Genomic DNA, 26,164 nt, shown 5'->3' with positions numbered 1-26,164 from the left:
CCCTACGTGCAACCCCAGGCTTTGCGGCCTTGGTCAAGGCGCTGTCCGCGACTCCAGATCCATCTCCGCCGGCCAGACAACTTTGGGGGCAAGACGTCGAGCCAGGTTGAAGCTCACGTCCTCTTTGTTCCAGTCGCGGGCCGGGTAAGGAAAGGTGGGCAGGGCGTGCGGGCCCTGCTGCATGAAGAGTTGGGCCATCGCCCAATACATCTCGCCTCGATGGATCTCGTGGGTGAACAGAAAGCGATCGAGCACCTCGTGTGTGCCGGGTTTGAGCACGGCCAGCGTGACGGTTTCGATAAAACCGCCGGTGCCCATGGGGCCGTAGAGGCTGCAGGCTTCGGCATGCAGGTCGTCCCAGTCATAGGCTACTGGGCGCACGCCCCAAGCTGTGCGGCTGAAGGGTTTTGCGCCGTCGTGGAAGAAGCGGTAGACATAGACTTTGCGACGCAGGCGGTTGAAGCGGATGGGTTCATCGCGGGGGGCTTCGGTGTCCATGCGCCAATAATAAATCGCTCCCCATATGCCCGTAGATGTCGCTAGTAGGCCGAAGATATGAAATGCAAAGGACGGTACCTCTCCTACTTTTAGTGTCAGAAAGATCCAAGCAATGGGTGGAATCATAGAAAACAGAAAAAAATAGATCGCTCCCCAGGCGGCAACCCCACGCATTCGAAACGTTGATCGTGCCAACTCCAGATAGATGTCGTCTACGTAATTGGGCGGGTTTGGCAGGAGCCGCGTATTCGGGGTTCTGCTGGGAGGTTGGTTGGGGCCTGGAAGGTCATGCTTCCAGCCTTCAGCCGGCTCGTTCAGTAAGGGGGCGGTATAGGCCATTGATTGGTTCCAGTAAGAGATTAAAACAACTGCCGCCTCAGATCTGACTCAGGCTCAGGGCGCCGTCCGCGATTCCAGATCCATCTCTGCCGGCCAGACGACTTTGGGGGCGAGGCGCCGAGCCAGGTTGAAGCTCACGTCTTCGTTGTTCCAGTCGCGGGGTACGTAAGGGAAGGTGGGCAGTGCATGGGGGCCCTGCTGCATGAAGAGTTGGGCCATGGCCCAATACATCTCGCCTCGCAGGATTCCGTGGGCGAACACAAAGCGATCAATCACCTCGTGTGTGCCGGGCTTGAGCACGGCCAGCGTGACGGTTTCGATAAAACCGCCGGTGCCCATGGGACCGTAGAGGCTGCAGGCTTCGGCATGCAGGTCGTCCCAGTCATAGACTACCGGGCGCACCCCCCAGGCCGTGCGGCTGAAGGGTTTTGCACCGTCGTGGAAGAAGCGATAGACATAGACTTTGCGACGCAAACGATTGAAGCGAATGGGTTCATCGCGTGGGGCTTCGGTGTCCATGCGCCAATAATAAATCGCTCCCCATAGAGGGATGATAAATGCGATAGGCCCAACGATGTTGATGGCGAAAGGAGGTAATCGACGCTCCACCACAACAAAGACGAGCCAAATCACAGGGGCGCAGAAGGATAGCAATGCAAGGATAGTGGCACCCCATGCGGCTGCACCCCGCATACTAAATGTCGAGCGTGCCAATTCCAAATAGATGTCGTCTACGTAATTGGGCGGATTGGGAAGGACTGGAGGATACGGCGTCATTGTTGGTAGTTGATTGGGGCCTGGAAGGTCATGCTTCCAGCCTTCCGCCGGCTTGTTGAGTAAAGGGGCTGTGTAAGCCATTGCAACGCTCCAGTCTGGGTGGTTAACACGTCTTGCTGCACGGCCTTCTGCACTTCATAGAAAATCCATCGTGCTCAGTTCTGCATAAGCATCCTGTACGTCGCGGTCTGGCCAGTAGGTCAATGACAAGGTCGCGCCCTCGATGTTGTAGTGGCGAGACTCCAGCAGTAAGACAATCGCTCCCTGGATGTCCTTCACCGACATGGGGCTGCCATCGGTCGAACGCACGGTGCGCAGGTTGACTCGGGGGGTGATGCTGTTTTCCTTGTAGTCAGGCTGCCTTGGTCGGGTTGATGCCTTCAGTGCTGCGCGGCGCTCGCTGGCGGAGGTAAGGACAGGCGGGGGATTCCACTCGCCTTCCACGATCACCTCACCGCCTAGGGACTGGTTGCCAGTCTCGTCACCGCGGCGATGGATCGTCACCGCCCAGCGGTAGGCAGAACGGGTCGCGTCGAAGTACGGCAGGGACACCCGGTACTCCAGGCATTGCTCGTAGACCGGGGCGCTGAGGCCCGGGATGAGGCCGCCATCGTCAGGTGAGCTGAGTCCGGTCAAACGCAGTCGGAAATGGATGCCCGCCTCAAGACCGAGGGTTATGGCATTGAGTTCGGCAATCGCGATGTGGGCCTGATCAGGTCTGATCCAATGAACCTTGGGGGTTTCGTTGGCATTTCCGAAGTAACAGCGTTTTGCCCATTGTTCGAAAGGGGTCGACTCTTTGCTTTTGGCCCATTGAGATATGCCATAAGCCAGCATGCCCAATGTAATTGCGATACCCAATGGCCCCATTAATGTGGTTGCCCGTGATGCCGCGGCAACAACACCAAAGAGTGCTCCAGCCCCGGAGAGCGTCATCGAAAAAAAGAATCCAATTGCGGCAGAAGTGTCTTTGCTATGCCAGGTTCTATTAGCGGCCACCCCAGCCTGCATTACCTCAAATATCCCCGCAGCAGCCCCTATGACCGCCCCCGCTCTCGCGAGCACCCCCCCGGCATCCGCCAGTTTTCTTGATAGCCGCCGCTCCCTGCACAGACAACCCCCCACTCATCAACACCCGACTCCCCCCTCTCGCCAACGCCCCACCCACCAACTCGAGCCCACCCCCCAATACCCCCAGGCTGCTGCCGTACAACGCCAGCCGCGCTTCCAGGGCTTTATCCCCGACGACTCGCTCCGCTTCCTTGAGGTTCTTGTTCAAGGCGTCGTTGAGCAAATACATCCCGCCGAGCGCCAGCAGCATGTCGCCGCCAGCCGCACCGCGCAGGCCGGTGAAGCCGGTGCGTACCCACTGGGCGGCCTGTTTTGATGAGACTTTGAGCCCCTGCAGCACTTGACGCGCCTTGGGGTCGAGGGTGCCCATGCCGACCCTGACATCCTGCAAGGCCGAGTGCGTGCTGTCAGTCAGTTGCGCCATGCCGCGCTGGGTTTCCTGCAGCAGGTTGGAAGCCTTGCCTTCGACCCAGACACTCACGGTGATGGTCAACGAGGCCAGTTTTGGATCGAGCAGTGCCAGGCTGAGCAAACCGCCCTGGATCAGCGGCCGGACTTTGCCGGTGACCTTGCGTGTTGTCGGGTCCCGGGTGCCCTTTTCCTCGAGGATGCTGTCCCAACTGCGGTCCATGGACGCGATGGCGTTGTGCTGCAGGTTGCGCAGGTGCTCCGACTGCAGCGCGTAGTACTCGCTGAGCTTCATCTGCACCTGGAGCTCGGTGAGGTGCAGGCGGTTGTGCAACAGTTGGCTGGCACTGTTGACACGGGAAACCACGCGCCCTACAGCGGGACCGATGATCGGTTGCAGGCGGGCGCTGGCGGCATTCAGGGCGCCGAGCAGGTCGGCCATGGATTGTTTCAGATAGGCGCCCAGCAGGTACTCGCCCCGGTCGCTGGCGATCAGTTTGCTCAGGGCGCTGTAGAGCCGTTCGCTGTCGTTCCACGCAAGGCTGGCGTCGTCCTCGAAAGTCGGCAGCAGGTTGGCCAGCAGGGACTGGTCACGTAACAACAGGGCGCGGTAGATCGGGCTCTGTGGATTGCTGAGCCACGCCCGCCAGAGCTGTGCGCTGGGGCCGCGCTCGTCGCCGTTGGGCGCCGGGGCTTCGCTGATGCCACCACGCAGGCACAGCGCCATGGTGGTGGCGTAGGCCCGGCCCGAGGCGCCGACAGCACCGTCGTAGTCATGCTGTTCGATGCAGTTGAAGCGTGCCGTGCGACAAGCTGCTGCATAGGCCTCGGCGGCTTGATCAATCAACTGCTGGTAGCGTTGCAGCCGTTTATCGTAGCCCTGCTGAAACCGTGCGCGCGCCGCTTCGTCGTAGCGCTGCTCCAGATTCTGATCGGACTCGACGGCCTGGTGGTCGATGATGCGCTGGCGTTCAACAGCGGGGTCGACAAACACCGGGGGGCCGTCACCGCTGGTGGGTTCGAAGGATGGGGTGTGCGCCTCTGCGCGGTCACGGTGCTGGGCGCGGATGGCCAACAGAATCTGCGAGGTTTGGTGCTGGTAGGCGCGAAGCGGATCTTCCAGCCATTGCTGGCGGGCATGAATCCAGGCGGTGCGCTGGGCGTTGTATTCCTGGACCAGACCGAGGGTGTCATCGAGGACAAACGCCAGCACGCCCTGTTGCAGCTCATGGCGCGCGGTGGCGTTCCGCAGATAGCCTTTTAATGCCTGACGGCGCAGGGCTCGCGGGTAGACACCGTGCACGCTGGGGAATTGGCTCGCCTGCAGCGACTGGTACTCCAGGACCCGCTCATCCACCTGCAGCGACTCTGCGGTCATGGCCAGGCCCAGGCTGGCCGGGTTATCCCGTGCCTGGGTGAGGTCCAGAGTCTGAAAGCGGTGAGAGGCCTGTCCAGCCTTGTAGGCATTCAGCACACTGGCCGGCCAGGGATCACTGGCAAACGCCAACCAGGCTACGTGGTACTCATGGGTGTCGATATTGAGGAAGGAGGCCGGGGCATCGTGTTGGGCCGAGACACAGGTCGACGCGAGCAAGGACTCGTTGGTGGCCGGCGGCGTATAAGGATTGAACTGCCGTAAGTAACCATCAGGCGTGACCTGGTAGGCGTGCCAGATCTTGCGGTCGAGCAACACATACAGGTAGCCCGCGCGCAAGGTGCGCCAGCCCAATCGGGTCTGGACCTGGCCATTCTCGCTCGGGAACGAATCGACCGCGTGGTCCGGGACCAGGGCCTGGCGCAACGGCAGGATCGGCAGACCCTGGCGCTCGCAGGCCCGGCACCGGTCGGCGAACAAACCGGTTTCCGCAACGACAATGCTCAGTTGTTCGCCGAGGGTCATCGGGCTCACCGCCCAACGCCAGCATTGAAAGATGCCGCCCCATGGGCCGCACAGGGAACGAAGAGGCAGGTCTGTTGTGACATGAGCTTTCCTTGTCTGAAGTGCCGAGCACCCTATGCAAGGAGTGGGGGAGGGATAAATCAGCTGTTTCGGTGTTAGGTGTAGGAAGTGTCGGTTTTTGATCTGTTGATGGCTGTCCTCGGAATGGGTCCGAAATGCCTCTCGCTCCTGAGCATTACACTGTTCATGGAGCTGCTGGCGGTAAGCGAAGTGTCCGGTACCCATTCCTCAAGGCCTACCTGCGTGACGGCCAAGCCCGCTCGCACAAGTTTGGTCCGGCGTGCACCAGGCCCTGTAGGAGCGATTTGTCGTAGACTGCGCTCAGCACATTCTCCTGACCGTCCGAGATGGATCCTCCATGCACAACCCGGTTCCGCAACGTCCGCTCTGGAAAACCTACCTGCTGTTCCTGGCGCCGATGGTGCTGTCGAACTTTCTCCAGTCAATGTCCGGCACGGTCAACAGCATCTACATCGGCCAGATGCTTGGGACCCAGGCGCTGGCGGCGGTGTCGGGGATGTTTCCCATCGTGTTCTTCTTCATTGCCCTGGTCATCGGCCTGGGCGCCGGTGCCGGGGTGCTGATCGGCCAGGCCTGGGGCGCGCGGGAGCCGGCGGCGGTCAAGGCAATCGCCGGCACCACCTTGCTGCTGGGGGCGCTGATCGGGCTGCTGGCGGCGGTACTCGGCAGCGTATTCGCCCATCAGGCCCTGCAGGGCCTGGGAACACCGGCGGATGTGCTGGAAGACGCGGTGGCCTACGCCCGAGTGATGATGTGGACCATGCCGCTGCTGCTGGTGTTCGTGCTGTTCACTCAATTGCTGCGCGGGGTTAGCGATACCTTGTCACCGCTGCTGGCGTTGATTGTCTCGACCTGCATCGGTTTGCTGCTGACCCCGGCGTTGATCCGTGGCTGGTTCGGTTTGCCGCCGATGGGCATCCAGAGCGCGGCCTTCGCCGGCCTGCTGGGTAACCTGCTGGCGATGCTGATGCTGGCCTGGCGCTTGATCCGCAAGGGCCACGTGCTGGCCCCGGATCGCGCGCTGCTGGCGGCCATGCGCCTGGACCGGGTGATTCTCGGCAAGGTGCTGCGTATCGGCCTGCCGACCGGGCTGCAGATGGTGGTGATTTCGCTGTCGGAGCTGGTGATCCTGGCGCTGGTCAACCAGCACGGCTCCCAGGCCACGGCGGCCTATGGCGCGGTCACACAGATCGTCAACTACGTGCAGTTCCCGGCACTGTCGATTGCGATCACGGCCTCGATCCTCGGCGCCCAGGCCATCGGTGCCGGACGCATCGAGCGCATCGGGCCGATCCTGCGCACTGGTCTGCTGATCAACGTCTGCCTGACCGGCAGCCTGGTGCTGTTGGGGTATTTGCTTTCGCACTGGCTGCTGGGCCTGTTCATCACCGAGGCGGCGACCCAAGCGCAAGCCGAGCACCTGCTGCACATTATGCTCTGGAGCATGCTGGTGTTCGGCTTCCAGTCGGTGATCGGCGGGATCATGCGCGCCAGCGGCACGGTGCTGATGCCGGTGGCGATTTCGGTGTTCTGCATCCTCGGCGTCGAGTTGCCCATGGCCTATCTGCTGGACGCGCACTTCGGCCTGCCGGGCGTTTGGATGGCGTTTCCCGTGGCCTACCTGAGCATGCTGGCGCTGCAATCGGCGTACTACACGTTCGTCTGGCGGCACCAGAAAATCGAACGCCTGGTGTAACGCAAAACGCCCGGACTGGAACCCCGGCCCGGGCGTTTGGTCTTCCCGGCTCTACTTCGGCGCCGGGGTGGTGCGCAGGTACGGCAGCTTGATCTCGAGGCTGCCGTATTTCTCCCGAGCCTGGTCGTCGTTGAGGGCGAGGGCGACGATCACGTCCTGGCCCGCCGACCAATTGGCTGGAGTTGCCAGCGGTACGTTATACGTCAGTTGCAGGGCATCGAGGGCGCGCAGCACCTCGGCAAAGTTGCGACCCACCGACATCGGATAAGTCATCGACAGCTTGAGCTTCTTGTCCGGGCCGATGATGAACACCGAGCGCACCGTGGCCGTGTCGGCAGCCGTGCGGCCATCGGGCAGGTAGGCTTCGGCCGGCAGCATGTCGAAGGCCTTGGACACGGCCAGGCTTTCGTCGGCAATGATCGGGAAGCCGGCCTTGGCGCTGCAGACTTTTTCAATGTCGGTCTTCCAGCGGGTGTGGGAGTCGGCGTTGTCGACTGACACGCCAATCACTTTGGTGCCGCGGCTGGCCCATTGATCCGCCAGTTGCGCCACGGCGCCGAATTCGGTGGTGCACACCGGGGTGAAATCCTTGGGGTGGGAGAAGAGAATGGCCCAGCCCGAGCCGATCCATTCGTGGAAGTGCAGCGGACCCTGGTCGGTCTCGGCGCTGAAGTCGGGGACCAAGTCGTTGATACGCAGTGCCATGGCAATCTCCTTGGAGGGTTTCAGGAACGGGTGAGCCTGAAACAGCCTAGTCGGGATTTGCCAGCGTGTGGGTTGACCTGGCTAGGGCAAGGGCCGAAGCCCTTGCCGGTCGGGTTACGCCTAGCTGCGACGACCGCCGCCGCTGGGTTGCTGTCCACCTTTCTTGCTGCTGTCCTTGTTGGCATCGTTGGTTTTCTGCCGATCATTGCCGCCGGAGGCTTGTCCGCCTTTTTTCCCGGCGTCGCTGGCTTTTCCTTGATCCTTGGACATGTTGCCTGGGTTGGAATTTCCGGTGTTAGCCATGATTCTCTACCTCTCGATCAGTGGGTGTGCTTGCGAACTGCTGCAAGCATTACTTGAGAGAACCCGGCATCGCGGAAGTTGAAAAAAGTTCGCGGTTGACGCGACGAATGGCATTCAACCGCCACTGACCTTCCAGTGTTTGATGTCTTCGGCGAACACTACCTGCTTCACCTCATGGGCAATCCCATAGGCCAGCGACTCGTGGGCGGCAATGACTTTTTCCTCGGCCGACAGGCACTTGAAAATATCCAGTTGGGTGTCGGCCTCGGCGGTTTCGATCTCGTAGATTTTCACGTAGCGCGCCAGGTCGTTATCGAGGCTCGACAGGTACTCGCGCAAGCGCTGATGGTCCACCGAGTTCTGGCTGAAGTACCAGTTCATCGGGTGGATCAGAAAGCGCGAATGGGGAGCGGTGATCCGGTGGTTGGCGGCGAGGAACATGATGATGCCCATGGACTCGATGTTGCCCGCGTTGATCGCACACAACGGCACCGGCAAGGACTTGAGAAAGGTGTAGAGGGTGAAACCGAAGTTGGTGCTGCCGCCGATGGTCGACAGGTTCAGCAGCAGCGAACTGGCGCCCTGGTCGATGGCTTCCAGGCAGCAGTCGCGGAAGCGTTCGGTGGTGCCCTGGTCGATTTGGCAATGGAAATGCACGATGTGCTCGGTCATGGAAGACCTCCCTGGTTGAGCTGCACAGGCGTGTTGGCTATCAGTCAGTTGAGTGTAAAAGCGCGCTGGAAGTTTCCCGGCCCAACAACTGCACCGTTGGTCATCTCGTCCGCACGGCCGTCGATGGTCACCTTCCAATGAGTACGGCCCGGATTCTCCGGACCTCGACCCCCGAGGTGCCTATGTCCACTGACTCAAGTTTCGACGACAAACCCCTTGAAGACGATCCGCGTGCAGCGGAGCCCGATCCCGATGTGGATCTGGACAATCCCCTGCGTGACGACCCGCTGGCGCGCCCGGATGTGATCCCGCGCAAGCATGAGGAAAAGTGGAACGAGCCCAGCGAGGGCGATGGCATTCCCGGCGACAAGGACATGCCGCTGCCCAATGATTGAGTACCTGTGTTCGAACCTCGCATTGGGCGGGGTTTTCCAATCAAACCAAGCTTGATTGAGGTGCATCATGCATAGTCCTAATGAACCGAGCCCCAGTGATCCGCCCGATCCCTCCCGCCAGCACGACCCGGTGACCGACCCGAATGTGCGCGATCCCGGTCGCCGCGACCACAGTGATGTCGAACGTCCGACGGACCCGGATGCTCCGGGCGCCAACCCCCAGGTGCCACCGGCCAATGAGCCTGGCCCGTTGTCCGATGACCGCCGCTAGTCGGCTCAAGGCGTGCCGAACATTGCGGTCCAGTAGATCCCGGCGTCGCTTTTCGGATCGGTCGCGTAGGCGCTGCCCAGTTCGCTGAACGAGGGGTTCATCAGGTTGGCGCAGTGCCCGGGGCTGGCCAGCCAGCCGTCGAGCACTTTGCGCGGAGTGTCCTGGCCAGCGGCGATGTTCTCGCCGACGCCCTGGCCGCTGTAGCCGGCCAATTCCGCACGGTCGCCGGGGGTGCGACCGTCGCGGTCCTTGTGATCGAAGAAATTGTTATTGGCCATGCTGCGGGTGTGGGCTTCGGCGGCGCTGGCCAACGTTGCGTTCCAGGTCAGCGGGTTGGTCGCGCTGAACGCCTGGGTGCCGCATTGGCGTGCCTGGCTGCGGGCGCCGTTGATCAGCTCCAGCAGCTTCTGGCCTTCGGTCTGCCAATCCCCCAGGCCGCCCGTCAGCAGCGGGCGCGCCAGGACGATGCGCCAGGCCGGTCCGGCGTGGCTGACGCCGATATCGATGAACTGCGGGTCGAGCACCACGTGGCAGAAACTTTCCTGCACCGCTTTCATCGCCGCCTGGGCATTCAGCGGACCCTTGAGGGTGATCGCCTGCACATTGACCATCGGATATTTGGCTTGGGCCATCGCCTGCTGCAGATCGCCGACATTGCGGTCCGGCGCCAGCACCAGGCGCGGATCGGCCGCCAGCGGTGGCAGTTCGCCGGAAGCCTGGTCGGCGCAACGCTGGATCTGGCTGCGATAGGCGTTGATGGCGTCCACCAGTTGGCTTTCTTCACTGGCCAGGGCGCTGTTGGCGCAGCCGATGGCCACGGTCAGGGTGGCGAGACGCAGGACGGATGACAGGACGCGCATGGATTTCTCCCCAGGAATGACTGTGCGCATGATGCGCGATATCCCCCGGTGTCATGCAAGGCTTTATACGTTTATCCAAGTGTGCAAAAGGCTATCGTGCAGTCTGCCCGAAATCCCGGAAATTTTTTCCGTCGACCAGTGTCCACTGCTCAGGGCCCGTCGCAGCATCGCGAGGGCAGTCACAGCAGGGTACAGCCATGCGCCTTTTGTTGGTGGTCGGTGGTGTCTTGATGGTGTTGCTCGGTGGTCCGGCGTTCGCGGCCGACCCCGAGCCGAAAGCGGCGGCGGTGGAGAATAAGGCCGAGGTGCTGGAACAGAAGGTCGCGGACAAGGCGGGCGCTGCGCCCGTGCCCAAGGTCGAGACCATCACCCCGAGCGAAGTGCAGAAAGTCGACCCGGCTGGCAAGGCGCCGCTGGACGACCCCATTACCTGTCTGTCGCGCAGCATTTACTGGGAGGCCAAGGGTATTACCGCTGCCGACATGGAGGCTGTGGCCAGCGTGGTGATGAATCGCCTGGGGCATGAGGGCTTTCCCGATACCGTGTGCGGTGTGGTCAAGCAGGGCGTCGAAACCCGCGCCTGTCAGTTTTCCTGGTGGTGCGACGGACGCTCCGATCAGGTCCAGGAGGAGGGCGAGTACACCGAGGCCAAGGAAATCGCGCGCAAGGCGTTGAACCAGCAACTCAAGGACCGTACCCACGGTGCCCTGTATTTCCATGACCGCAACGTCAAGCCGGCCTGGGCGAAGCAGTACATCAAGACCGCTGAGACCGGCAAGTTCATGTTCTATAAACCGCGTAATGGCACTGCGCAATAAGGTTGCAGTTCGTTGACCGCGACACCTGAGGTAGAATGCCGCAGCACGGAAGCTCGCGGCACAGCGCCGCGAAGCGGTTTTTAGAGCGTGTTCCAACTGGCGGGTCTAATCTGTCTAATCGTGCGCTCCAAGTTGTATACGAGAATTAGCGTCACCCAAGTTGCTGAAGCCAATGACCAATAAAAAGTCAGCGCGGGAGGGGCCTAAACGTGAGGTCGGCAGTGTGTGTCGGCTTTATATGTTCACCCATCAGTCTTCTTGAGTGCGGGGTTCGACGGCCAGTGTGCCGTCAGCCAGGGCGCCTTGGGATCACCACTGCGGGTGAATGGCGTTCTATCCTAGGTAATACCGAATGTTAAAAAAAATGAACAAGGGGCTACTCGGCCTGGCCATGTCGATGGTCTTTATGCCTGTGCATGCAGCTGAGACAAAGAAAGTCGACGTCGTGTTGATCGGCGGCGGCATCATGAGTTCGACCCTGGGCGTGTGGCTCAACGAACTCGAGCCGGGCATGTCGATGGAGATGGTTGAACGTCTCGACGGCGTCGCCCTGGAAAGCTCCAACGGCTGGAACAACGCCGGTACCGGCCATTCCGCCCTGGCCGAGCTGAACTACACCCCGGAAGACAAGAACGGCAAGGTCGAGATTCCCAAGGCCATTGAAATCAATGAAGCCTTCCAGATCTCCCGTCAGTTCTGGGCCTGGCAGGTCAAGAACGGCGTCCTGAAAGACCCGCGTTCGTTCATCAACTCCACACCGCACATGAGCTTCGTGTGGGGCGATGACAACATCAAGTTCCTGAAAAAACGCTACGAAGCCCTGCAGGCCAGCCCGCTGTTCGCCGGCATGCAGTACTCCGAAGACCCGGCGCAGATCAAGCAATGGGTGCCATTGATGATGGAAGGCCGCGATCCGAAGCAGAAGATCGCCGCCACCTGGTCGCCGCTGGGCACCGACGTAAACTTCGGCGAGATCACCCGCCAGTTCGCCGGTTACCTGCAAACCAAGCCGAACTTCTCGCTGAAACTGTCGAGCGAAGTCGAAGACATCGCGCGCAACGAAGACGGCACCTGGCGTGTTTCCTACAAGAACTTGAAAGACGGTAGCGAGACCCAGACCGACGCCAAGTTCGTGTTCATCGGCGCTGGCGGCGGTGCCCTGCACCTGCTGCAGAAGTCGGGGATCCCTGAAGCCCGCGAATACGCCGGTTTCCCGGTAGGTGGCTCGTTCCTGGTAACCGAGAACCCAACCGTGGCCCAGCAACACCTGGCCAAGGCCTACGGCAAGGCTTCGGTGGGTGCACCGCCGATGTCGGTACCGCACCTGGACACCCGCGTGCTGGATGGCAAGCGCGTGATCCTGTTTGGCCCGTTCGCGACCTTCTCGACCAAGTTCCTGAAAGAAGGCTCGTACTTTGATCTGCTGACCAGCACCACCACCCACAACGTGTGGCCGATGACCAAAGTGGGCATCGAGCAGTACCCGCTGGTGGAATACCTGGCCGGCCAGTTGATGCTGTCGGACAAGGACCGCATGAACGCGCTGAAAGAGTACTTCCCGAACGCCAAGGATGAAGACTGGCGCCTGTGGCAAGCCGGTCAGCGCGTGCAGATCATCAAGCGTGACGAAGAGAAGGGCGGCGTGCTGAAACTGGGCACCGAGATCGTTGCTTCGCAAGACGGCAGCATTGCCGGCCTGCTGGGCGCATCGCCAGGTGCATCGACTGCTGCGCCGATTATGCTCAGCGTGCTGGAAAAAGTCTTCAAGGACAAAGTCGCCAGCCCGGCCTGGCAGGAAAAACTGCACCAGATCGTGCCGAGCTATGGCACCAAGCTGAACGACGACCCGGCCCGTGTGGCCGAGGAATGGGCGTACACCAGCAAGGTGCTGCAACTGGATCCACCACCGGCCATCAACCCGGACCTGGCTCCAGCGGCAACCCCGGCAACCCCGGCGGCCCCGGCCAAGCCGATCCCGAGCAATCCTGCTGCGGATATGGCGTTGTAAGCTAAGTCGCATAAAAAAACCCAGCCAAGTGCTGGGTTTTTTTGTGCTGAAAATCACTGTGGCCTTGATCAAAAGATCCGCATACGCCACACAATACTGGAGCGAGCCTGCTCGCGATGAAGTTGATGCTGTGTTGCTGAAGGCCTCATCGCTGGCAGGCCAGCTCCCACAGGGTTTGCGGTGGATGCAGATCTTGTGATCGGCCACAGAACCTGTGGGAGCGAGCCTGCTCGCGATTCAGGCGCCACGGTGTACCTGATTGACCGCTATCGCGAGCAGGCTCGCTCCTACATCTATGGTTACCCCCTTTTCTGCAATACTGTTTCTGATGTCGTGTTTGGCTTGCTTTCATCTATCTTGCGAAAGTTTAGTGAGCTATCGCAAGGGGCGGCGGGGGTAACCATTTCATTAGTGGGGACAATCACCCCAAATACCGCCTGAACCACTCCAGCGTCCGGCTCCACGCCAGCTCTGCGGCAGCCTTGTCATAACGCGGGGTCGAGTCGTTATGGAAGCCGTGGTTGACGCCGGGGTAGATGTAGGCCTCGTAGGTCTTGCCATTGGCTTTCAACGCTTGCTCATACGCCGGCCAGCCTTCGTTGATGGCTTTGTCCAGTTCGCCGTAGTGCAGCAGCAACGGTGCCTTGATGCGTGGCACGTCCTTGGCGTCCGGCTGGCGGCCATAGAAAGGTACGGCAGCGGCCAGTTCCGGGTAGGCGACGGCGGCGGCATTCGACACACCGCCGCCATAACAGAAACCGGTGATCCCGACCTTGCCCGTGGCATCCGAGTGTTTTTTCATCCAATCGATGGCGGCGAAGAAGTCGTTCATCAGCTTGCCCGGATCGACTTTGGCCTGTAGCTCCTTGCCCAATTCATCGTTGCCCGGATAGCCGCCCACCGATGTCAGGCCGTCGGGCGCCAGGGCGATAAAACCGGCTTTGCCCAGACGCCGCGCAACGTCTTCGATGTAAGGATTGAGCCCGCGATTCTCATGCACCACGACCACTGCCGGTAGCTTGCCGGTGACCTTGGCCGGACGCACCAGATAGCCGCGAACCTGGCCGTGACCCTCGGGCGACGGATAAGTGACGTACTCGGCGAGGATCTCCGGATCGGTAAAGGACACCTGTTCAGCCAGCGCATAGTTGGGGCTCAAGGCGGCGAGCAGGGCGCTGGCGGTGAGACCGCCGAAGGTGAACAGCGCGGCTCGGTCGAGAAACTCACGACGGTTGATCCGGCCATGGGCGTAGTAGTCGTAGAGCTCCAGCAGTTCCGGGGCAAAGTCTTTGGCGGTGAGTCGGCTCATCAGTGCGCTCCCGTGCAATCGTTCGGCAGGATGTGCGGGCGTCGGCCCGCGGTGACATCAGGGCAGCATAGCAGGGCGGACGCGCAGCCTATTACCGGGGGTCGATTTCCCTGGGGGGGTGCGCCGGCGCGCTGTACCACTGATCTTTGGGTACGCGTTTTTCCTGCTCGGGATCGCCCAGGTAGTGCGGCGACATGATCTGCACGTCGTACTCGTTGAACACGTCCTGAATGTTGGCGTGCAGCATGCTCAGCAGCACTGCGCGTGGACGCGGCTGGCTGGGGATGGCCTGGGCCACCAGGCGGTACTCAGGATAGAAGTCCGACAGCGCAGTCTGGAACACTTGCGCCGGCGGGTCTTCGAGAATCCCCGGCGTGCGTCGCGCCGCCTCCAGCAACATCGCCTCGACCTGGCGCCACGGCGTGTCATAGCCGATGGTCACCACTGTATCCACCACATAGCCAGCGCCCTTGACGGTGCGCGAGTAATTCTTGGTGACGGTGCCGGTGATCAGTGAGTTGGGCAGGGTCAGCACCTCACCCAGGCCGGTGCGGATGCGGGTGGTGAACATCCCCAACTCGGTGACCGTGCCTTCGTATTCGCCGATGCGCACAAACTCGCCGGGGCGCAGAGTGCGGGTGTAGGTCAGGATCAACCCGGCCGCCGCCTGGCCGACGACGCTGCTGGCGCCCAGGGAAATCATCAAGCCGATCAATACCGACAAGCCCTTGAACGCATCGGTGCCAGCTCCCGGCAGGTAGGGATAGGCCATGGCCAGGGCGAACAGCCAGATCGCCAGCGAGGTCAGGCGCTGGGTCGGTTGCAGGGTTTCCTGGTTGAGCCAGTTGAGGGTCCCGGGAATCGCCATGCGCCGCAGAATGCGCCGGGTGAACGCCGTGGCGCCACGGGCAATGAAAAAGATCGCCAGGGCGACGCCCAGGCCAGGTATGGCGTCGACAATCGCTTGCAGCAAATAGCTGGCGAGTTCGACCAGGTAGTTGTTCAGGCTTTCACCCCAGGGTCGGGTGTAAGGGAAGCGCGACAGGACAAAGCCCAGCCATTCGTAGGTGAGCAGCAACACCACGACCCAGCGCAAGCCTTCGAGCAGGCGGCTGACCAGCGGGTACAGGTAGTTGGCATCGATCACCTGGACCCGCCCGACCTTCAGCGCCTGGGTGTGCCGGTGCATCAGCCCCGGCAATATTCCCAGCAGTCGGCGGCGCAGGTAACCCATGCCCCACAGCAGGGCGAGGTAGATGGCGGTCGCCACGGCCACCGCCAGCAGCGCTCGCAGTATCAAATGCAGGCTGCGCGCCTCGCGGGTTTCCGCGACTACCTGGCGCAGCTTGTCGGCGGCGGCTTCGGCGGCCTGGCGCACTGACTCGAACTCGACGCTGTCGACATCCCCGGGCGCGACGATAAACGCGCGCTTGGTGCCGATCAGCACCAGGTAATTGTCCTGGACCGCGTCGATGGATACCCGGGGCTCGTCGTTTTCATCCAGCGCATCGGTGATCACCGCGCGTGCACGTTTAACCCGGGACTCGGGCGCTTCACCCAGCAGGGTGCTGCGAAATACCACGACGTTGCGATTGGCGATCTTCAGTTCGGCGCTGGCCGGTGGGTCGGCTTTTGCACCGTCGTCAGCCCAGGTGGGCATCGCCAGCCACATGCCCAGCACGACCATCATTACAGCGGACAACGTCCTGCGCATACTGGGATTCCTTCCACCAACGGCTTTAGATAAAGGCTACGTATCGCAGCGTAGTCCAGCGATGAACGGTTGTCAGATGCCAGCAGATCTATGTGAATTTGGTATGAGTGCTATCAAATTCGTGCGGTTTATCGATCAATTCTGCAGGGGTAACGTGTCAGGACATTGACCTGAACGGACACCTGCCCATGAAAAATACCCTGATCGGCCTCGCCGTCTGCGCCGCCGCACCCTTTGTCGAGGCGGCCGCTGAAACCCGCAGCGAACAACAGATCAACCGCGCCGGTAGTCAGGCCTCGATGGCTGGCCCGGCGGATTATTTCACCGGGCAGGTGCGGGTCGATCCGTTATTTACCGCCAGCGACGAACTCAATGCGTCCGCCGCTTACGTCAGCTTCGAGGCCGGCGCCCGCTCGGCTTGGCACACCCACCCTGCGGGTCAGCGGCTGGTGGTCACCTCGGGCATCGGCCTGGTGCAGGAGTGGGGCAAGCCGGTGCAGCAGATCCGTCCGGGCGATGTGATTGTCTGCCCGCCAGGGGTCAAGCATTGGCACGGTGCGGCCCCGGCGAGCGCCATGACCCATCTGGCGGTGACCGGCAGTGTGGACGGCAAAAACGTCGAGTGGCTGGAGAAGGTCACGGATGCGCAATACAACGCCGACCGTCCTGCCGCGGCGGCACCCGCTGCCGCCTCCGAGACGTTATCGACGAAACAGCAAGCGATCCCGTTGATTGCCGCCGCCATGGCGGTGAGTGATATGCCCAGGTTAAATGCTGCCTTGAATCAGGGACTGGACGCGGGTCTGAGCGTCAGCGAGGCCAAGGAAATTCTGGTGCAGCTCTACGCTTACAGCGGTTTTCCGCGCAGCCTCAACGCCCTTGGCGAATTGATGAACGTCACCCGGGACCGCCAGCAGCGCGGCATTCAGGACAATCAAGGCGTAGAGCCGGGTCGCGTCATCCCCACGGGCAACGAACTGCTGGCGGCGGGCAAAGCCAATCAATCGCGGATTGCCGGTGGACCGGTGCAGGGCCCACTGTTCGACTTCGTTCCGCTGATCAATCAATACCTGCAGACGCATTTGTTCGGCGACATCTTCGAGCGCGACAACCTCGACTGGCACAGCCGCGAACTGGCCACAGTCGCTGCATTGGCTGCGACGCCGGGTGTCGAATCGCAATTGCGCTCGCACGTTGCCGCCAGTCTGCGGGTCGGCTTGAGCGCCGGGCAGTTGCGGCAACTGGCGCAGTTGCTGGCCGAACATGGCGCCGTCGATGCTTCCCGGCGCGCCGGCGATGCGCTGGAGCAGCAGTTGGCGGCGGCGCGTTCCTGAGTCTGCTTCAGCCCGGATAGCGCAGGGCTTCACGCAGCAAGGTGAAGGCCGGCGAACTCTGGCGCCGGCTCGGGTAGTACAGGTGATAACCGGAAAACGGCTCGCACCAATCGGCGAGCACCCGAATCAAGCGGCCGGCGGCGACATGTTCGCGCACCAGGTCTTCGGGCATGCACGCCAGGCCCAGGCCCTGGAGCACCGCTTCGAGGCGCATTGAAATGTTGTTGAAGACCATCTGCCCTTCGATGCGCACATTCAGGGTCTGGCCGTTCTTCTCGAACTCCCAGGGCAGCAGGCCGCCGTAAGTCGGCATGCGCAGGGTGATGCAATTGTGCTGCATCAGCTCGGAGGGTTCGCTGGGCTGCGGGTGGCGCGCAAAGTAAGTCGGCGAGCCGACCACCGCCATGCACATGTCCGGGCCGATGCGCATGGCGATCATGTCCTTGGCCACCTGCTCGCCGAGGCGCACGCCGGCGTCGAAGCCCTCGGCGACGATGTCGGTGAGGCCGTAGTCGACGATGATTTCGATATGCAAATCGGGGTTGTCCGGCAGCAGCTTTCCGAGCACTGGTTGCAGCAGGGTGATCGCCGAGTGCTCGCCAGCGGTGATGCGCAGCTTGCCGGCGGGCTTGTCGCGGTACTGGCTGAGCAACGCGAGTTCGCTGTCGATTTCCTCGAAGCGCGGAGCGATCACCCGCAACAGATGCTCGCCGGCCTCGGTCGGCTTGACGCTGCGGGTGGTGCGCGAAAGCAGGCGCACGCCCAGGCGTTCTTCCAGCTGACGCATCGCCCGGCTCAAGGCGGGCTGCGACATGCCCAGTTTGGCGGCGGCGCGGGTGAAGCTGCGCGCCTGAGCGACGGCGGAAAAAATCGCCAGTTGATCGTAGCTGTCGACGCTCATTGATACGCCCCTGATATGAACCCGCTGCGATTATGCCACCGATGAGAGCTAATCGCGGGTGACGACCTGTCGTCAGTCACCGCGTTGAGTTCGCTGCCAGGCTGCTAGTTTCAGTGGGTCATCGAGCCCTTCAAGGAGGTGCAGCATGCAACGATTCAAGGGCGGTTGCCTGTGCGGTGAGGTGCGTTTCGAGGCGGCGGGTCAGCCGTATCGAGTGGGGCTTTGCCATTGCCTGGACTGTCGCAAGTTTCACGGCGCGCTGTTCAATGCCAGCGCGATATTTGCCGAGGAGGCAGTGACGATCAGCGGCGAAACAGGCGAGTATCGCGGACGGCATTTCTGTCGGCATTGCGGTTCGTCGGTGTTTGGCCGCAGCGCCGATGAGATCGAAATCAACCTCGGCTCCCTCGATGCCCCTGATCAACTGATCCCTACCTACGAAATCTGGATGGTGCGCCGCGAGGCCTGGTTGCCGGCGTTTGCCGTGGGCCACCACTACGTCCACGACCGCGAGGGTGAAGGGCGCCTCGAATCCTAGAGGCGCCCAGGCAGTTACTGGCTGGCGTCGAGCACCACCCGATAACGCGCCTTGCCGCTGCGCAGGTGCTCGATGGCCTCGTTGACCCGGCTCATGGGGAAGTGCTCGACCTGCGGCACAATCTGGTGCCGGGCGCAGAATTCGAGCATGCGCGCGGTGGTGGTTGGCGAGCCGACGGGCGAAGCGGAGAGGCTTTTCTGCTGCGGGATCAGGTCGAACACGTGCACCGGAATCGCGTCGGGAACGATCCCGACAAAATGCAGGCGCCCCTTGCCTTGCAGCGTGGCGAGCATGGCCGACCAGTCGAGGTTGGCGTTGGCGGTGACCAGCAGGAAGTCCAGGGTCCCGGCGATCGCCTTGAGCGCCTCACTGTCGGTGGAGGCGACGACGTTGTGTGCACCGAGACGCCGCGCTTCGTCCTTCTTGCTCAGTGACGAGGTAAAGGCGGTGACTTCACAACCCCAGGCATTGAGAAAGCGCAGCGCCAGGTGGCCGAGGCCGCCGATGCCGACCACGCCGACCCGGTCGGTGGGCTTGACGCCAAATTCCAGCAGCGGGTTGAACACCGTCGAGCCGGCGCAGAACAACGGTCCGGCAAGGGCCGGGTCGATGCCCCCGGGAATCGGCAGGGCCCAGGCCCAGTGCGAGCGCAGGCGGTCGGCGAAACCGCCGTTGCTGCCAATAATGGTCGGTTGGGCAGTGCCGCACAGGTTGTGCGCGCCGCCGATGCACGACGCGCAATGCATGCAACTGCCCTTGTACCAGCCGATCCCCACCCGTTGCCCGACCTGCAGGCCATGCACCCGGCTGCCGGTGCGCACGATCTTGCCGACCACTTCATGGCCGGGGATGAACGGGTAATGGCTGATCCCCCAGTCGTTATCGATCAGCGACTGGTCGGAATGGCAGACGCCGCAGTATTCCACGGCCACTTCCACTTCTTCCTCGCCCAGCGGCCCCGGGTCGTAACTGTAGCGCTCCAATGGCGCGCCGGCGGCGGTGGCGGCCCAGCCGGTGAAGGTGGTCAATTCGGTGCTATCGGTCATGGGGTTACCTCCGGATCGGCAGACAGGAATGGCGCAGCTCAGGAGTGTAGCTCAGGGTTCAGGCCGGGCTTTTCCGCTCGGCCACCAGCAACAGTGACTGCGGTTGCGGGCTTTGCGGATGCTGCGGTTCCTGCAATTCGAGCAGGCGCAAACCGGCCATGTCCAGCGCCCGCAGCCAGCTCGACAGGGTGCGGTAGTACCAGGGCATGGGCTGCCAGTGGCCCTCGAAGCCGGTAAAGGCCTCGCTGCGCCAGCCATCCTGATAGTCACCGGCGGCCACGCTCCAGGGGTGCAGAGTCTGGATCAGCAGCGTGCCACCGGGGGCGAGCAGCGCCTGCATCGCCGCGAGCAGGGGAATGATGTCCTGGTGCAACAGGGCGAAATTGGTGCAGATCAGCGGGTAGTCGTGGCCAATCTCGACCTTGGCTGCTGCCAGTTCGGCATAGCTTGCGTGAAAGACCGTCTTCGATCCCGCCGCACGTGCGGCCTCCACTAATGAACCGTCACCGTCGACGCCAATGGCTTCGATGCCGCGCTCGGTGAGGGCGCGCAATAGCCAGCCTTCGCCACAACCGAGGTCGAGCACCCGCTCGGGCTGACGAGCCATGATCGCCAGCAGGATCGCCTGATCCGTCACCTGGCGCCGACTCTCGATGGCGCCGCTGCGCACCGCGTCGGTCCAGGTCTGGGCGTTGTGCTGCCAGCTGCGCAGCAGGGCGGCTTCGGGATCGTCATCCGTCATGGTTATTGCGCCTTGGTTGACTTGATGTCACCGCAAAACAGATCGAGATTGCCATCGGTGGCGGCTGAGCGCACCACGATCGAGTAGTCGCCAGCGAGCAATTCGGACAGGGCAATCGGCGCGCTGCGGGAGAAGGTCCAGCCGGCGATGGCCGCGCGTTCGGTGTTGACCCGGTCATTCATGGCAAACGCCACCTCTCCCGGCTGCGCGCAACTGCCCTTGTAGATAAAGGTGGAGACACGCAGGGGCAGTACGGTGCCGGTAGGCACGCCGCTGATGAAGAAGTTGAAACCGGTCTGATGATCCCAACTGGCGAGGGTGGTGCTGCCGATCTGCCCGGTGTTGTGCCGGGTGGCCTGCAGCGTGATCGATGTGCCCGGTTCGCTGGAGCGGGTGCAGCCAAAGAGGCTGGCAACGAGCAGCAGCGTAGCGATGGCGTGGCCAGATTTCATGGGCGACCTCCGGGGAGGAAGGGTTATCAGGGGAATAGAGGGTATAGCTCATTGGTGCAAGTGCTCGCTGAAAACCTGTGGGAGCGAGCGTGTTGTCACTGCTGCAATGGAATCAATATCTGCTCATCCGGCGCCAGGACCATGAACACCAGCAGCTTCGCCGGCGCGGTGCTGCTGGCGTTTTTCGAGATCAGATGCTCGGAGCCGGCCGGTTCATACCAGAACTCGCCGGTCTTGTAGGTGATCGCTTCACCACCCTTGACCTGGGAGGTGATTTGCCCGGACAGCACATAGGCCATGGCTGTGCCCTGGTGCTTGTGGGCGACCGAGGCCTGGCCGGGTTGATAGTCGACTTCGATCATCAGGGCTTTTTTACCCGGTGCATTGAGCAGCATCTGGTCCTGCAGCACCTTGACGGTTTCCGTGGGGGCGCCAGTCTCATGGGCGAAGACGCCTGCCGAGACCAGCAGGCTGAGGGCGGTGAGGGTGGAGGCGAACAGTGTCAGGGGTTTCATGGGGGCACCTTCGAGAGTGTTGATCAGGGTTGTGGCTCAGGCGTTACGGTAAGCCCGATGCCTGAGACAACAAACAGCCAATCCCAAGGAAGGCGAGGAGACCAATAGGTGACGCTCAAGACCACCCCGGCCTCAGGCAACTTGCCGGAGAATCTCACGCAGGCGGTCGAGGGCGATGTCGATGTCCAACGTCTCGATCGCGCCGAAGCCCATCAGCAGCCCATTGCGCGGTGTCTGGAGATAGAAAAAATCGTCGAGCGCGTACAGCCCGACTTCGACTTTCTTCGCCAAATCGATGACCAGAGGCACGTCGACTTCGACCTTGAACATCAGCACCAGATGAAACCCGGCGGAACTGGGGATCGCTTCGAGCCAGGGCGACAAGTCTGCGGCTACCCGGCTGAGAATGCGCTCCCGGCGTCCGGCATACACCGTGTGACAGCGACGAATGTGCCGCAGCAGGCAGCCTTGGCTGATGAACCTGGCCAACGCCCACTGCGGCAGGGTCGAGGTGTGCAGGTCGGTCAACTGCTTGGCCCGCAGCACCGCTTCGAGGATCGCCGGCGGCAGAATGGCGTAGCCCAGGCGCAGCTCCGGCAGCAGGGTTTTCGAGAAGGTCGCGACGTAGGCGACGACCCCGTGCTCGTCCATGCTTTGCAGGGAGTCGGTGGGCCGGCCTTCGTAGCGGAATTCGCTGTCGTAGTCGTCCTCGATGATGATCGCCCCCAGGGCGTAAGCCCGCTCCAGCAGGGCTTCGCGACGCGCCTGGGCCATGGCCAGGCCGAGCGGGAACTGGTGCGAGGGGGTGACGTAGATCAGCCGGGTGCCTTCGGGAATCAGCTCGACCTGGACCCCGTGCTCATCCACCGGCACCCCGACCACCTCGGCGCCATGAGAAGCAAACAACAGGCGTGCCGGCGGGTAACCGGGGTCCTCCATCGCCACCCGGCAACCGGGCTCGATCAAGACCCTGGCGATCAAGTCCAGCGCTTGCTGGGCACCGTTGCAGACCACCACGTCGGTGTCCTCGCAGACCACGCCTCGGGAAAAGGCGATATGCCCGGCAATCGCCGAACGCAATGCCGGCAAGCCTGCAGGCTCGCTGTAGAAACCCTTGGAGCCGGCCATCTGGCGCAGGGCAAAAGCGGTGCAGCGACGCCATTCGTCCTGGGGAAACAGACCCTTGGTGGTGGCGCCGCCAATGAAGTCATAGCGCAACGACCCCTGCAGGCTCGGATGGCGCAGGAACACCGGCAGTGTGCGCCAGCGTTCGACGCTGTTGGCGCTCGCCAGTTGTGAGTGATGCTGCTTGCGCACGCTGCCTGGCGGGCGCGCATTGACGAAAGTGCCCTTGCCGATCATGCCGGTCAGGTAGGTGTCGTAGGTCAATTGCGCATAGGTGTCGGAGACAGTCTTGCGCGACACCCCCAATTGTTCGGCCAGCAGGCGACTGGGGGGCAGTTGCGTACCGGCGGCCAGCCGCCCCGACTCGATGGCTTCGCGCAATTGCCGGTACAACTGGCCGGCGAGGTCCTTGCGGCCGTTGATCACAACATGGAGTTCCAAGGTCGCCAGTTCCTGTACCGATGGGAAGCGCCAGATTACTCCAGTGATCGTCGGGTATCGATGCTCTTGAGTGAATGACACCCTCCTGTGCGCAGCTCACGCACAACGGGTTAGACTCGCAAGCCCGGTCACCATCAAGGAAGAGAGTTCATGGCCTCACACGAGCCGAGCATCATCATCGAGCGTTTCGCCGAAGCCCACGTCGAAGGCGTCACCGCCCTCTATAACGATCCCGCCGTGGCTCGTCAGGTCCTGCAAATGCCCTTTCAGTCCAGTGCCGTGTGGCGCAAGCGCCTGGCCCCGGATAACGAACACGCGGTGCAACTGGTGGCGCTGCATAAGGGACAAGTGATCGGCAACATTGGCCTGGAACAATTCAGCCGAATCCGCCGCAGCCACTGCGCCCACATCGGCATGGGCGTAGCTCAGGCGTGGCAGGGTCAGGGGCTGGGCTCGCGGTTACTGGCGACTGCGCTGGATCTGGCGGACAACTGGATGAATGTCAGTCGCGTCGAATTGACCGTGTATGCCGATAACCAGGCGGCGATTGCCCTGTACCGCAAATTCGGCTTCGAGACGGAAGGTCTGTTGCGCCAGTACGCGGTGCGCGATGGCCGGCATGTCGACGCCCTGGCCATGGCGCGTCTGCGCCATGGTTCAGAAGCGGGTTGAGTCAATCGCCGAGGGCAAAGGCCACGGCCGCGCGAGCATGCAGCTCGGTGGTGTCGAGCAACGGCAACTCGCTGTGCTCGGGTTTGATCAGCAGGCTGATTTCCGTGCAGCCAAGAATGATTGCCTGGGCACCGCGGGCGGCCAAGGCCTCGATCACCTGCTGGTAACGCTCACGCGAAGCATCGCTGATGACGCCGACGCAGAGTTCGTCGTAGATGATCCGATGCACGGCTTGCCGGTCTTCAGTCTCGGGCACCAGCACCTGCAAGCCCTGGGCAGTCAGCCGCTCCTTGAGGAAGTCCTGCTCCATGGTAAACGCTGTGCCCAACAGGCCAACGGTGCGTGCATCGATGGCCAGCGCAGCCTCGCCGGCGGGCTCGGCAATGTGCAGGAACGGCACGGATATCGCTGCCTGAATCTGTCCGGCCACCTTGTGCATGGTGTTGGTACAGAGCACCACGCACTCGGCGCCGCCGGCCTCCAGGCTACTGGCGGCATCCACCAGGATCTGCGCTGCATCGTCCCAGCGCCCGGCGTGCTGGGCCTGTTCCACCGGGCCGAAATCGACGCTGTGCATCAACAGTTGCGCAGAACGCAGCGGGCCGAGGCGGTCGCGTACCTGCTGGTTGATCAAACGGTAATACTCGGCGCTGGATTCCCAGCTCATGCCGCCGATAAGGCCGATGGTGCGCATGCGATTCTTCCCTGGATTGGATGGTTGACGAGCGACACACACTGTCGCCCGTCAACCTGCCATGCGCAAGGGCCAGGCTCAGGCCTCGACATTCCCCCAACCCGGTTTCGCCACCTCCGGCGCCACCGCATCGATGCGCTTGCCAGTGGCCTGCTCCACCCGCCGTGCGACCTCGGGATCATCGGCAAACGGAATCAGGCTGGCGTCCTCCAGGCTTTCGCCGGTCTGGTGGCGCAGGCAGCACTCGATGGCCAGCCAGAGGAATCCGAGCATCAGCATGTCGATCATGTTCGGCTCCTTGCCTCAGGCGATCTGCGCTTCACGTTCGGCCAGGCGCACGTCGGCAACCCGCACCGTGCGCCAGGTGTTGTAGGCCATCAACAGCATGCCGCTGAGGAAGAACACCCCGCCCACAAAACGCACGATGAACCCCGGATGACTGGCCTGCAGGGCTTCGACGAAAGAGTAGGTGAGGGTGCCGTCGTCATTGATCGCACGCCACATCAGGCCCTGGGTGATGCCGTTGACCCACATCGAAGCGATGTAGAGCACAGTGCCGATGGTCGCCAGCCAGAAGTGCGCATTGATCAGGCCGATGCTGTGCATCTGCTCGCGGCCGAAGATCTTCGGCACCATGTGGTAGGTAGCGCCAAAGGTGATCATCGCCACCCAACCGAGGGCGCCGGCGTGCACGTGGCCGATGGTCCAGTCGGTGTAGTGAGAGAGGGCGTTGACCGTCTTGATCGCCATCATCGGCCCCTCGAAGGTCGACATGCCATAAAACGCCAGCGACAGCACCAGGAAGCGCAGGATCGGATCGGTGCGCAGCTTATGCCAGGCGCCGGAGAGGGTCATCATGCCGTTGATCATCCCGCCCCAGCTCGGCGCCAGGAGGATCAGCGACATCGCCATGCCCAGCGACTGCGCCCAATCGGGCAGGGCGGTGTAGTGCAGGTGGTGCGGGCCGGCCCAGATGTACAGGGTGATCAGCGCCCAGAAGTGCACGATCGACAGGCGATAGGAGTAGACCGGCCGCCCGACCTGTTTCGGCACGAAGTAATACATCATCCCGAGGAAGCCGGTGGTGAGGAAGAAGCCCACGGCGTTGTGTCCATACCACCACTGGACCATGGCATCGGTGGCCCCGGAATACACCGGGTACGACTTGAACCAGTCCACCGGAATCGACAGGTGATTGACCACGTGCAGCATGGCGATCACCACGATGAAGGCGCCGAAGAACCAGTTGCCGACGTAGATGTGTTTGGTCTTGCGCTGCACCACGGTGGTGAAAAAAACGATGGCGTAGGCCACCCAGACCACGGTCATCCACACCGCCCCGCTGAACTCGATCTCGGCGTATTCCTTGGTGGTGGTGTAGCCCAGCGGCAGGGTCACCAGCATGATCACGATCACTGATTGCCAGCCCCAGAAGGTAAAGGCCGCGAGTTTGTCGCTGTACAGCCGTACCTGACAGGTGCGCTGCACTGCGTAATAGCTGGCGGCAAACTGCGCGCTGCCGGCAAAGCCGAAAATCACCAGGCTGGTGTGCAGCGGCCGGAGCCGGCCGAAAGTGGTCCACGGCAAGTCGAGATTGGCTTCCGGCCACACCAGTTGCGAGGCGATCCACACGCCCATGGCCATGCCGATCACACCCCATACCACTGTTGCTATGACGAATTGGCGGACGACCTTGTAGTTATAGGCCTGCCCGATTGTAGCTGTGCTCATGGTCATTGCTTCCACGGTTGCAAAGTCTTGCCAGGCCACCCGGCCAGGCATGGGCCGCACTCTAGGAAACCCGACGGAAACAAAACAGGCTCAGAAAAACGCCATAAATGCAGATCAGATATTTCGCTTGCTGGCTGCGACTCGGAGG

Annotated in this window: 27 protein-coding genes; 8 read left to right on the top strand and 19 right to left on the bottom strand. The window is 62.1% G+C overall.

The features are described 5' to 3' along the window. Nucleotides 1-33 precede the first annotated feature (33 nt). The 4 genes from KW062_RS28945 to KW062_RS16070 form a co-directional block, all read right to left on the bottom strand. Complete coding sequence (locus KW062_RS28945) at nucleotides 34-837, bottom strand: DUF6708 domain-containing protein (RefSeq protein WP_256350788.1); 804 nt, start codon at nucleotides 835-837, stop codon at nucleotides 34-36. Nucleotides 838-891: 54 nt separating this feature from the next. Next, entirely contained in the window at nucleotides 892-1,530 is a 639-nt protein-coding gene (locus KW062_RS16080; protein WP_327192046.1) for a DUF6708 domain-containing protein, read from the bottom strand. A gap of 219 nt (nucleotides 1,531-1,749) precedes the next feature. Next, a complete protein-coding gene (locus KW062_RS16075) occupies nucleotides 1,750-2,625 on the bottom strand; it encodes a hypothetical protein (protein ID WP_146118240.1) in 876 nt (291 codons plus the stop codon). Between the two features lie 4 nt (nucleotides 2,626-2,629). After that, complete coding sequence (locus KW062_RS16070) at nucleotides 2,630-4,993, bottom strand: T6SS effector BTH_I2691 family protein (protein ID WP_305729862.1); 2,364 nt, start codon at nucleotides 4,991-4,993, stop codon at nucleotides 2,630-2,632. A gap of 418 nt (nucleotides 4,994-5,411) precedes the next feature. Between KW062_RS16070 and KW062_RS16065 the strand changes: the two genes are divergently transcribed. After that, complete coding sequence (locus KW062_RS16065) at nucleotides 5,412-6,770, top strand: MATE family efflux transporter (protein WP_105754285.1); 1,359 nt, start codon at nucleotides 5,412-5,414, stop codon at nucleotides 6,768-6,770. 51 nt (nucleotides 6,771-6,821) lie between these two features. Here the strand turns inward: KW062_RS16065 and KW062_RS16060 are convergent, their stop codons facing one another. From KW062_RS16060 to KW062_RS16050, 3 genes are all read right to left on the bottom strand, one after another. Continuing rightward, complete coding sequence (locus KW062_RS16060; protein WP_105754284.1) at nucleotides 6,822-7,475, bottom strand: peroxiredoxin; 654 nt, start codon at nucleotides 7,473-7,475, stop codon at nucleotides 6,822-6,824. A 120-nt stretch (nucleotides 7,476-7,595) separates the two neighbouring features. Then, nucleotides 7,596-7,778: a general stress protein gene (locus KW062_RS16055; RefSeq protein WP_027618982.1), complete on the bottom strand. Its 183-nt coding sequence runs from the start codon at nucleotides 7,776-7,778 to the stop codon at nucleotides 7,596-7,598. A gap of 114 nt (nucleotides 7,779-7,892) precedes the next feature. Then, nucleotides 7,893-8,450 carry an ATP-dependent Clp protease proteolytic subunit gene (locus KW062_RS16050; RefSeq protein WP_027618981.1) on the bottom strand — a complete coding sequence of 186 codons (558 nt, stop codon included), beginning with the start codon at nucleotides 8,448-8,450 and terminating at the stop codon, nucleotides 7,893-7,895. A 182-nt stretch (nucleotides 8,451-8,632) separates the two neighbouring features. On the opposite strand from KW062_RS16050, the gene KW062_RS16045 reads away from it, so the two are divergent. Further along, nucleotides 8,633-8,845 carry a hypothetical protein gene (locus KW062_RS16045; protein ID WP_105754283.1) on the top strand — a complete coding sequence of 71 codons (213 nt, stop codon included), beginning with the start codon at nucleotides 8,633-8,635 and terminating at the stop codon, nucleotides 8,843-8,845. Nucleotides 8,846-8,912: 67 nt separating this feature from the next. Beyond that, nucleotides 8,913-9,116: a hypothetical protein gene (locus KW062_RS16040; RefSeq protein ID WP_033866201.1), complete on the top strand. Its 204-nt coding sequence runs from the start codon at nucleotides 8,913-8,915 to the stop codon at nucleotides 9,114-9,116. A 5-nt stretch (nucleotides 9,117-9,121) separates the two neighbouring features. On the opposite strand, the gene KW062_RS16035 is transcribed toward KW062_RS16040, so the two are convergent. Next, nucleotides 9,122-9,976, bottom strand: a complete 855-nt coding sequence (locus KW062_RS16035; RefSeq protein ID WP_105754282.1) for a CAP domain-containing protein — start codon at nucleotides 9,974-9,976, stop codon at nucleotides 9,122-9,124. Nucleotides 9,977-10,173: 197 nt separating this feature from the next. Between KW062_RS16035 and KW062_RS16030 the strand changes: the two genes are divergently transcribed. Continuing rightward, complete coding sequence (locus tag KW062_RS16030) at nucleotides 10,174-10,794, top strand: cell wall hydrolase (RefSeq protein WP_027618977.1); 621 nt, start codon at nucleotides 10,174-10,176, stop codon at nucleotides 10,792-10,794. A 352-nt stretch (nucleotides 10,795-11,146) separates the two neighbouring features. Then, complete coding sequence (mqo, locus tag KW062_RS16025) at nucleotides 11,147-12,802, top strand: malate dehydrogenase (quinone) (RefSeq protein WP_105754281.1); 1,656 nt, start codon at nucleotides 11,147-11,149, stop codon at nucleotides 12,800-12,802. A gap of 421 nt (nucleotides 12,803-13,223) precedes the next feature. Here the strand turns inward: mqo and yghX are convergent, their stop codons facing one another. Both yghX and KW062_RS16015 read right to left on the bottom strand, forming a co-directional pair. Beyond that, nucleotides 13,224-14,111, bottom strand: coding sequence for a YghX family hydrolase (gene yghX / locus KW062_RS16020; protein ID WP_105754280.1), 888 nt, complete (start codon nucleotides 14,109-14,111; stop codon nucleotides 13,224-13,226). A gap of 91 nt (nucleotides 14,112-14,202) precedes the next feature. After that, complete coding sequence (locus tag KW062_RS16015) at nucleotides 14,203-15,783, bottom strand: mechanosensitive ion channel family protein (RefSeq protein WP_371321455.1); 1,581 nt, start codon at nucleotides 15,781-15,783, stop codon at nucleotides 14,203-14,205. Nucleotides 15,784-16,013: 230 nt separating this feature from the next. On the opposite strand from KW062_RS16015, the gene KW062_RS16010 reads away from it, so the two are divergent. Beyond that, entirely contained in the window at nucleotides 16,014-17,159 is a 1,146-nt protein-coding gene (locus KW062_RS16010) for a (R)-mandelonitrile lyase (protein WP_105754279.1), read from the top strand. A gap of 7 nt (nucleotides 17,160-17,166) precedes the next feature. Here the strand turns inward: KW062_RS16010 and KW062_RS16005 are convergent, their stop codons facing one another. Continuing rightward, nucleotides 17,167-18,060: a LysR family transcriptional regulator gene (locus KW062_RS16005; RefSeq protein ID WP_105754278.1), complete on the bottom strand. Its 894-nt coding sequence runs from the start codon at nucleotides 18,058-18,060 to the stop codon at nucleotides 17,167-17,169. A gap of 145 nt (nucleotides 18,061-18,205) precedes the next feature. Between KW062_RS16005 and KW062_RS16000 the strand changes: the two genes are divergently transcribed. Then, entirely contained in the window at nucleotides 18,206-18,598 is a 393-nt protein-coding gene (locus tag KW062_RS16000; protein WP_105754277.1) for a GFA family protein, read from the top strand. A 14-nt stretch (nucleotides 18,599-18,612) separates the two neighbouring features. On the opposite strand, the gene ahr is transcribed toward KW062_RS16000, so the two are convergent. The 5 genes from ahr to pdxR form a co-directional block, all read right to left on the bottom strand. Continuing rightward, entirely contained in the window at nucleotides 18,613-19,644 is a 1,032-nt protein-coding gene (gene ahr, locus KW062_RS15995) for an NADPH-dependent aldehyde reductase Ahr (protein ID WP_105754276.1), read from the bottom strand. A 58-nt stretch (nucleotides 19,645-19,702) separates the two neighbouring features. Next, nucleotides 19,703-20,386, bottom strand: coding sequence for a class I SAM-dependent methyltransferase (locus KW062_RS15990; protein ID WP_105754275.1), 684 nt, complete (start codon nucleotides 20,384-20,386; stop codon nucleotides 19,703-19,705). 2 nt (nucleotides 20,387-20,388) lie between these two features. Then, nucleotides 20,389-20,838 (bottom strand): hypothetical protein, encoded by a 450-nt coding sequence (locus KW062_RS15985; protein WP_027618968.1) that lies wholly within the window; start codon nucleotides 20,836-20,838, stop codon nucleotides 20,389-20,391. A 95-nt stretch (nucleotides 20,839-20,933) separates the two neighbouring features. After that, nucleotides 20,934-21,353, bottom strand: coding sequence for a cupin domain-containing protein (locus tag KW062_RS15980; protein ID WP_105754274.1), 420 nt, complete (start codon nucleotides 21,351-21,353; stop codon nucleotides 20,934-20,936). A 132-nt stretch (nucleotides 21,354-21,485) separates the two neighbouring features. After that, nucleotides 21,486-22,919 (bottom strand): MocR-like pyridoxine biosynthesis transcription factor PdxR, encoded by a 1,434-nt coding sequence (gene pdxR / locus KW062_RS15975; protein WP_105754273.1) that lies wholly within the window; start codon nucleotides 22,917-22,919, stop codon nucleotides 21,486-21,488. Nucleotides 22,920-23,069: 150 nt separating this feature from the next. Between pdxR and KW062_RS15970 the strand changes: the two genes are divergently transcribed. Continuing rightward, on the top strand, nucleotides 23,070-23,591 hold the full coding sequence (locus tag KW062_RS15970; RefSeq protein ID WP_105754272.1) for a GNAT family N-acetyltransferase: 522 nt from the start codon (nucleotides 23,070-23,072) through the stop codon (nucleotides 23,589-23,591). 1 nt (nucleotide 23,592) lies between these two features. Here the strand turns inward: KW062_RS15970 and KW062_RS15965 are convergent, their stop codons facing one another. From KW062_RS15965 to ccoN, 3 genes are all read right to left on the bottom strand, one after another. After that, nucleotides 23,593-24,285, bottom strand: a complete 693-nt coding sequence (locus KW062_RS15965) for an aspartate/glutamate racemase family protein (protein WP_105754271.1) — start codon at nucleotides 24,283-24,285, stop codon at nucleotides 23,593-23,595. 78 nt (nucleotides 24,286-24,363) lie between these two features. Next, nucleotides 24,364-24,573 carry a CcoQ/FixQ family Cbb3-type cytochrome c oxidase assembly chaperone gene (locus tag KW062_RS15960; protein ID WP_105754270.1) on the bottom strand — a complete coding sequence of 70 codons (210 nt, stop codon included), beginning with the start codon at nucleotides 24,571-24,573 and terminating at the stop codon, nucleotides 24,364-24,366. A 15-nt stretch (nucleotides 24,574-24,588) separates the two neighbouring features. Further along, the gene (gene ccoN, locus KW062_RS15955; protein ID WP_105754269.1) at nucleotides 24,589-26,016 is read right to left on the bottom strand and encodes a cytochrome-c oxidase, cbb3-type subunit I; all 1,428 of its coding nucleotides are present in this window, start codon (nucleotides 26,014-26,016) and stop codon (nucleotides 24,589-24,591) included. Between the last annotated feature and the right edge of the window lie 148 nt (nucleotides 26,017-26,164).

Origin of the sequence: Pseudomonas fluorescens (genome assembly GCF_019212185.1) — a bacterium.
In the GTDB taxonomy this organism is placed as follows: Bacteria; Pseudomonadota; Gammaproteobacteria; order Pseudomonadales; family Pseudomonadaceae; genus Aquipseudomonas.
The sequence above is the reverse complement of the archived record's forward strand: the minus strand, read 5'-3'. Positions and strand labels throughout refer to the sequence as shown.

Excerpts from the sequence above, each read along its gene's own strand:
- KW062_RS28945 (WP_256350788.1), bottom strand. The coding sequence starts at position 837 with ATGGCCTATACCGCCCCCTTACTGAACGAGCCGGCTGAAGGCTGGAAG.
- ccoN (WP_105754269.1), bottom strand. The coding sequence starts at position 26,016 with ATGAGCACAGCTACAATCGGGCAGGCCTATAACTACAAGGTCGTCCGC.
- KW062_RS16045 (WP_105754283.1), top strand. The coding sequence starts at position 8,633 with ATGTCCACTGACTCAAGTTTCGACGACAAACCCCTTGAAGACGATCCG.
- KW062_RS16060 (WP_105754284.1), bottom strand. The coding sequence starts at position 7,475 with ATGGCACTGCGTATCAACGACTTGGTCCCCGACTTCAGCGCCGAGACC.
- KW062_RS16040 (WP_033866201.1), top strand. The coding sequence starts at position 8,913 with ATGCATAGTCCTAATGAACCGAGCCCCAGTGATCCGCCCGATCCCTCC.
- KW062_RS16070 (WP_305729862.1), bottom strand. The coding sequence starts at position 4,993 with ATGACCCTCGGCGAACAACTGAGCATTGTCGTTGCGGAAACCGGTTTG.
- KW062_RS15960 (WP_105754270.1), bottom strand. The coding sequence starts at position 24,573 with ATGATCGACATGCTGATGCTCGGATTCCTCTGGCTGGCCATCGAGTGC.
- KW062_RS16015 (WP_371321455.1), bottom strand. The coding sequence starts at position 15,783 with ATGTGGCTGGCGATGCCCACCTGGGCTGACGACGGTGCAAAAGCCGAC.
- KW062_RS16000 (WP_105754277.1), top strand. The coding sequence starts at position 18,206 with ATGCAACGATTCAAGGGCGGTTGCCTGTGCGGTGAGGTGCGTTTCGAG.
- KW062_RS16075 (WP_146118240.1), bottom strand. The coding sequence starts at position 2,625 with ATGCAGGCTGGGGTGGCCGCTAATAGAACCTGGCATAGCAAAGACACT.
- KW062_RS16005 (WP_105754278.1), bottom strand. The coding sequence starts at position 18,060 with ATGAGCGTCGACAGCTACGATCAACTGGCGATTTTTTCCGCCGTCGCT.
- KW062_RS16010 (WP_105754279.1), top strand. The coding sequence starts at position 16,014 with ATGAAAAATACCCTGATCGGCCTCGCCGTCTGCGCCGCCGCACCCTTT.
- KW062_RS16080 (WP_327192046.1), bottom strand. The coding sequence starts at position 1,530 with ATGCGGGGTGCAGCCGCATGGGGTGCCACTATCCTTGCATTGCTATCC.
- KW062_RS16035 (WP_105754282.1), bottom strand. The coding sequence starts at position 9,976 with ATGCGCGTCCTGTCATCCGTCCTGCGTCTCGCCACCCTGACCGTGGCC.
- KW062_RS15985 (WP_027618968.1), bottom strand. The coding sequence starts at position 20,838 with ATGAAATCTGGCCACGCCATCGCTACGCTGCTGCTCGTTGCCAGCCTC.
- KW062_RS15980 (WP_105754274.1), bottom strand. The coding sequence starts at position 21,353 with ATGAAACCCCTGACACTGTTCGCCTCCACCCTCACCGCCCTCAGCCTG.
- KW062_RS15965 (WP_105754271.1), bottom strand. The coding sequence starts at position 24,285 with ATGCGCACCATCGGCCTTATCGGCGGCATGAGCTGGGAATCCAGCGCC.
- KW062_RS16055 (WP_027618982.1), bottom strand. The coding sequence starts at position 7,778 with ATGGCTAACACCGGAAATTCCAACCCAGGCAACATGTCCAAGGATCAA.
- KW062_RS16065 (WP_105754285.1), top strand. The coding sequence starts at position 5,412 with ATGCACAACCCGGTTCCGCAACGTCCGCTCTGGAAAACCTACCTGCTG.
- KW062_RS15970 (WP_105754272.1), top strand. The coding sequence starts at position 23,070 with ATGGCCTCACACGAGCCGAGCATCATCATCGAGCGTTTCGCCGAAGCC.
- yghX (WP_105754280.1), bottom strand. The coding sequence starts at position 14,111 with ATGAGCCGACTCACCGCCAAAGACTTTGCCCCGGAACTGCTGGAGCTC.
- KW062_RS16050 (WP_027618981.1), bottom strand. The coding sequence starts at position 8,450 with ATGACCGAGCACATCGTGCATTTCCATTGCCAAATCGACCAGGGCACC.
- KW062_RS16030 (WP_027618977.1), top strand. The coding sequence starts at position 10,174 with ATGCGCCTTTTGTTGGTGGTCGGTGGTGTCTTGATGGTGTTGCTCGGT.
- mqo (WP_105754281.1), top strand. The coding sequence starts at position 11,147 with ATGTTAAAAAAAATGAACAAGGGGCTACTCGGCCTGGCCATGTCGATG.
- KW062_RS15990 (WP_105754275.1), bottom strand. The coding sequence starts at position 20,386 with ATGACGGATGACGATCCCGAAGCCGCCCTGCTGCGCAGCTGGCAGCAC.
- ahr (WP_105754276.1), bottom strand. The coding sequence starts at position 19,644 with ATGACCGATAGCACCGAATTGACCACCTTCACCGGCTGGGCCGCCACC.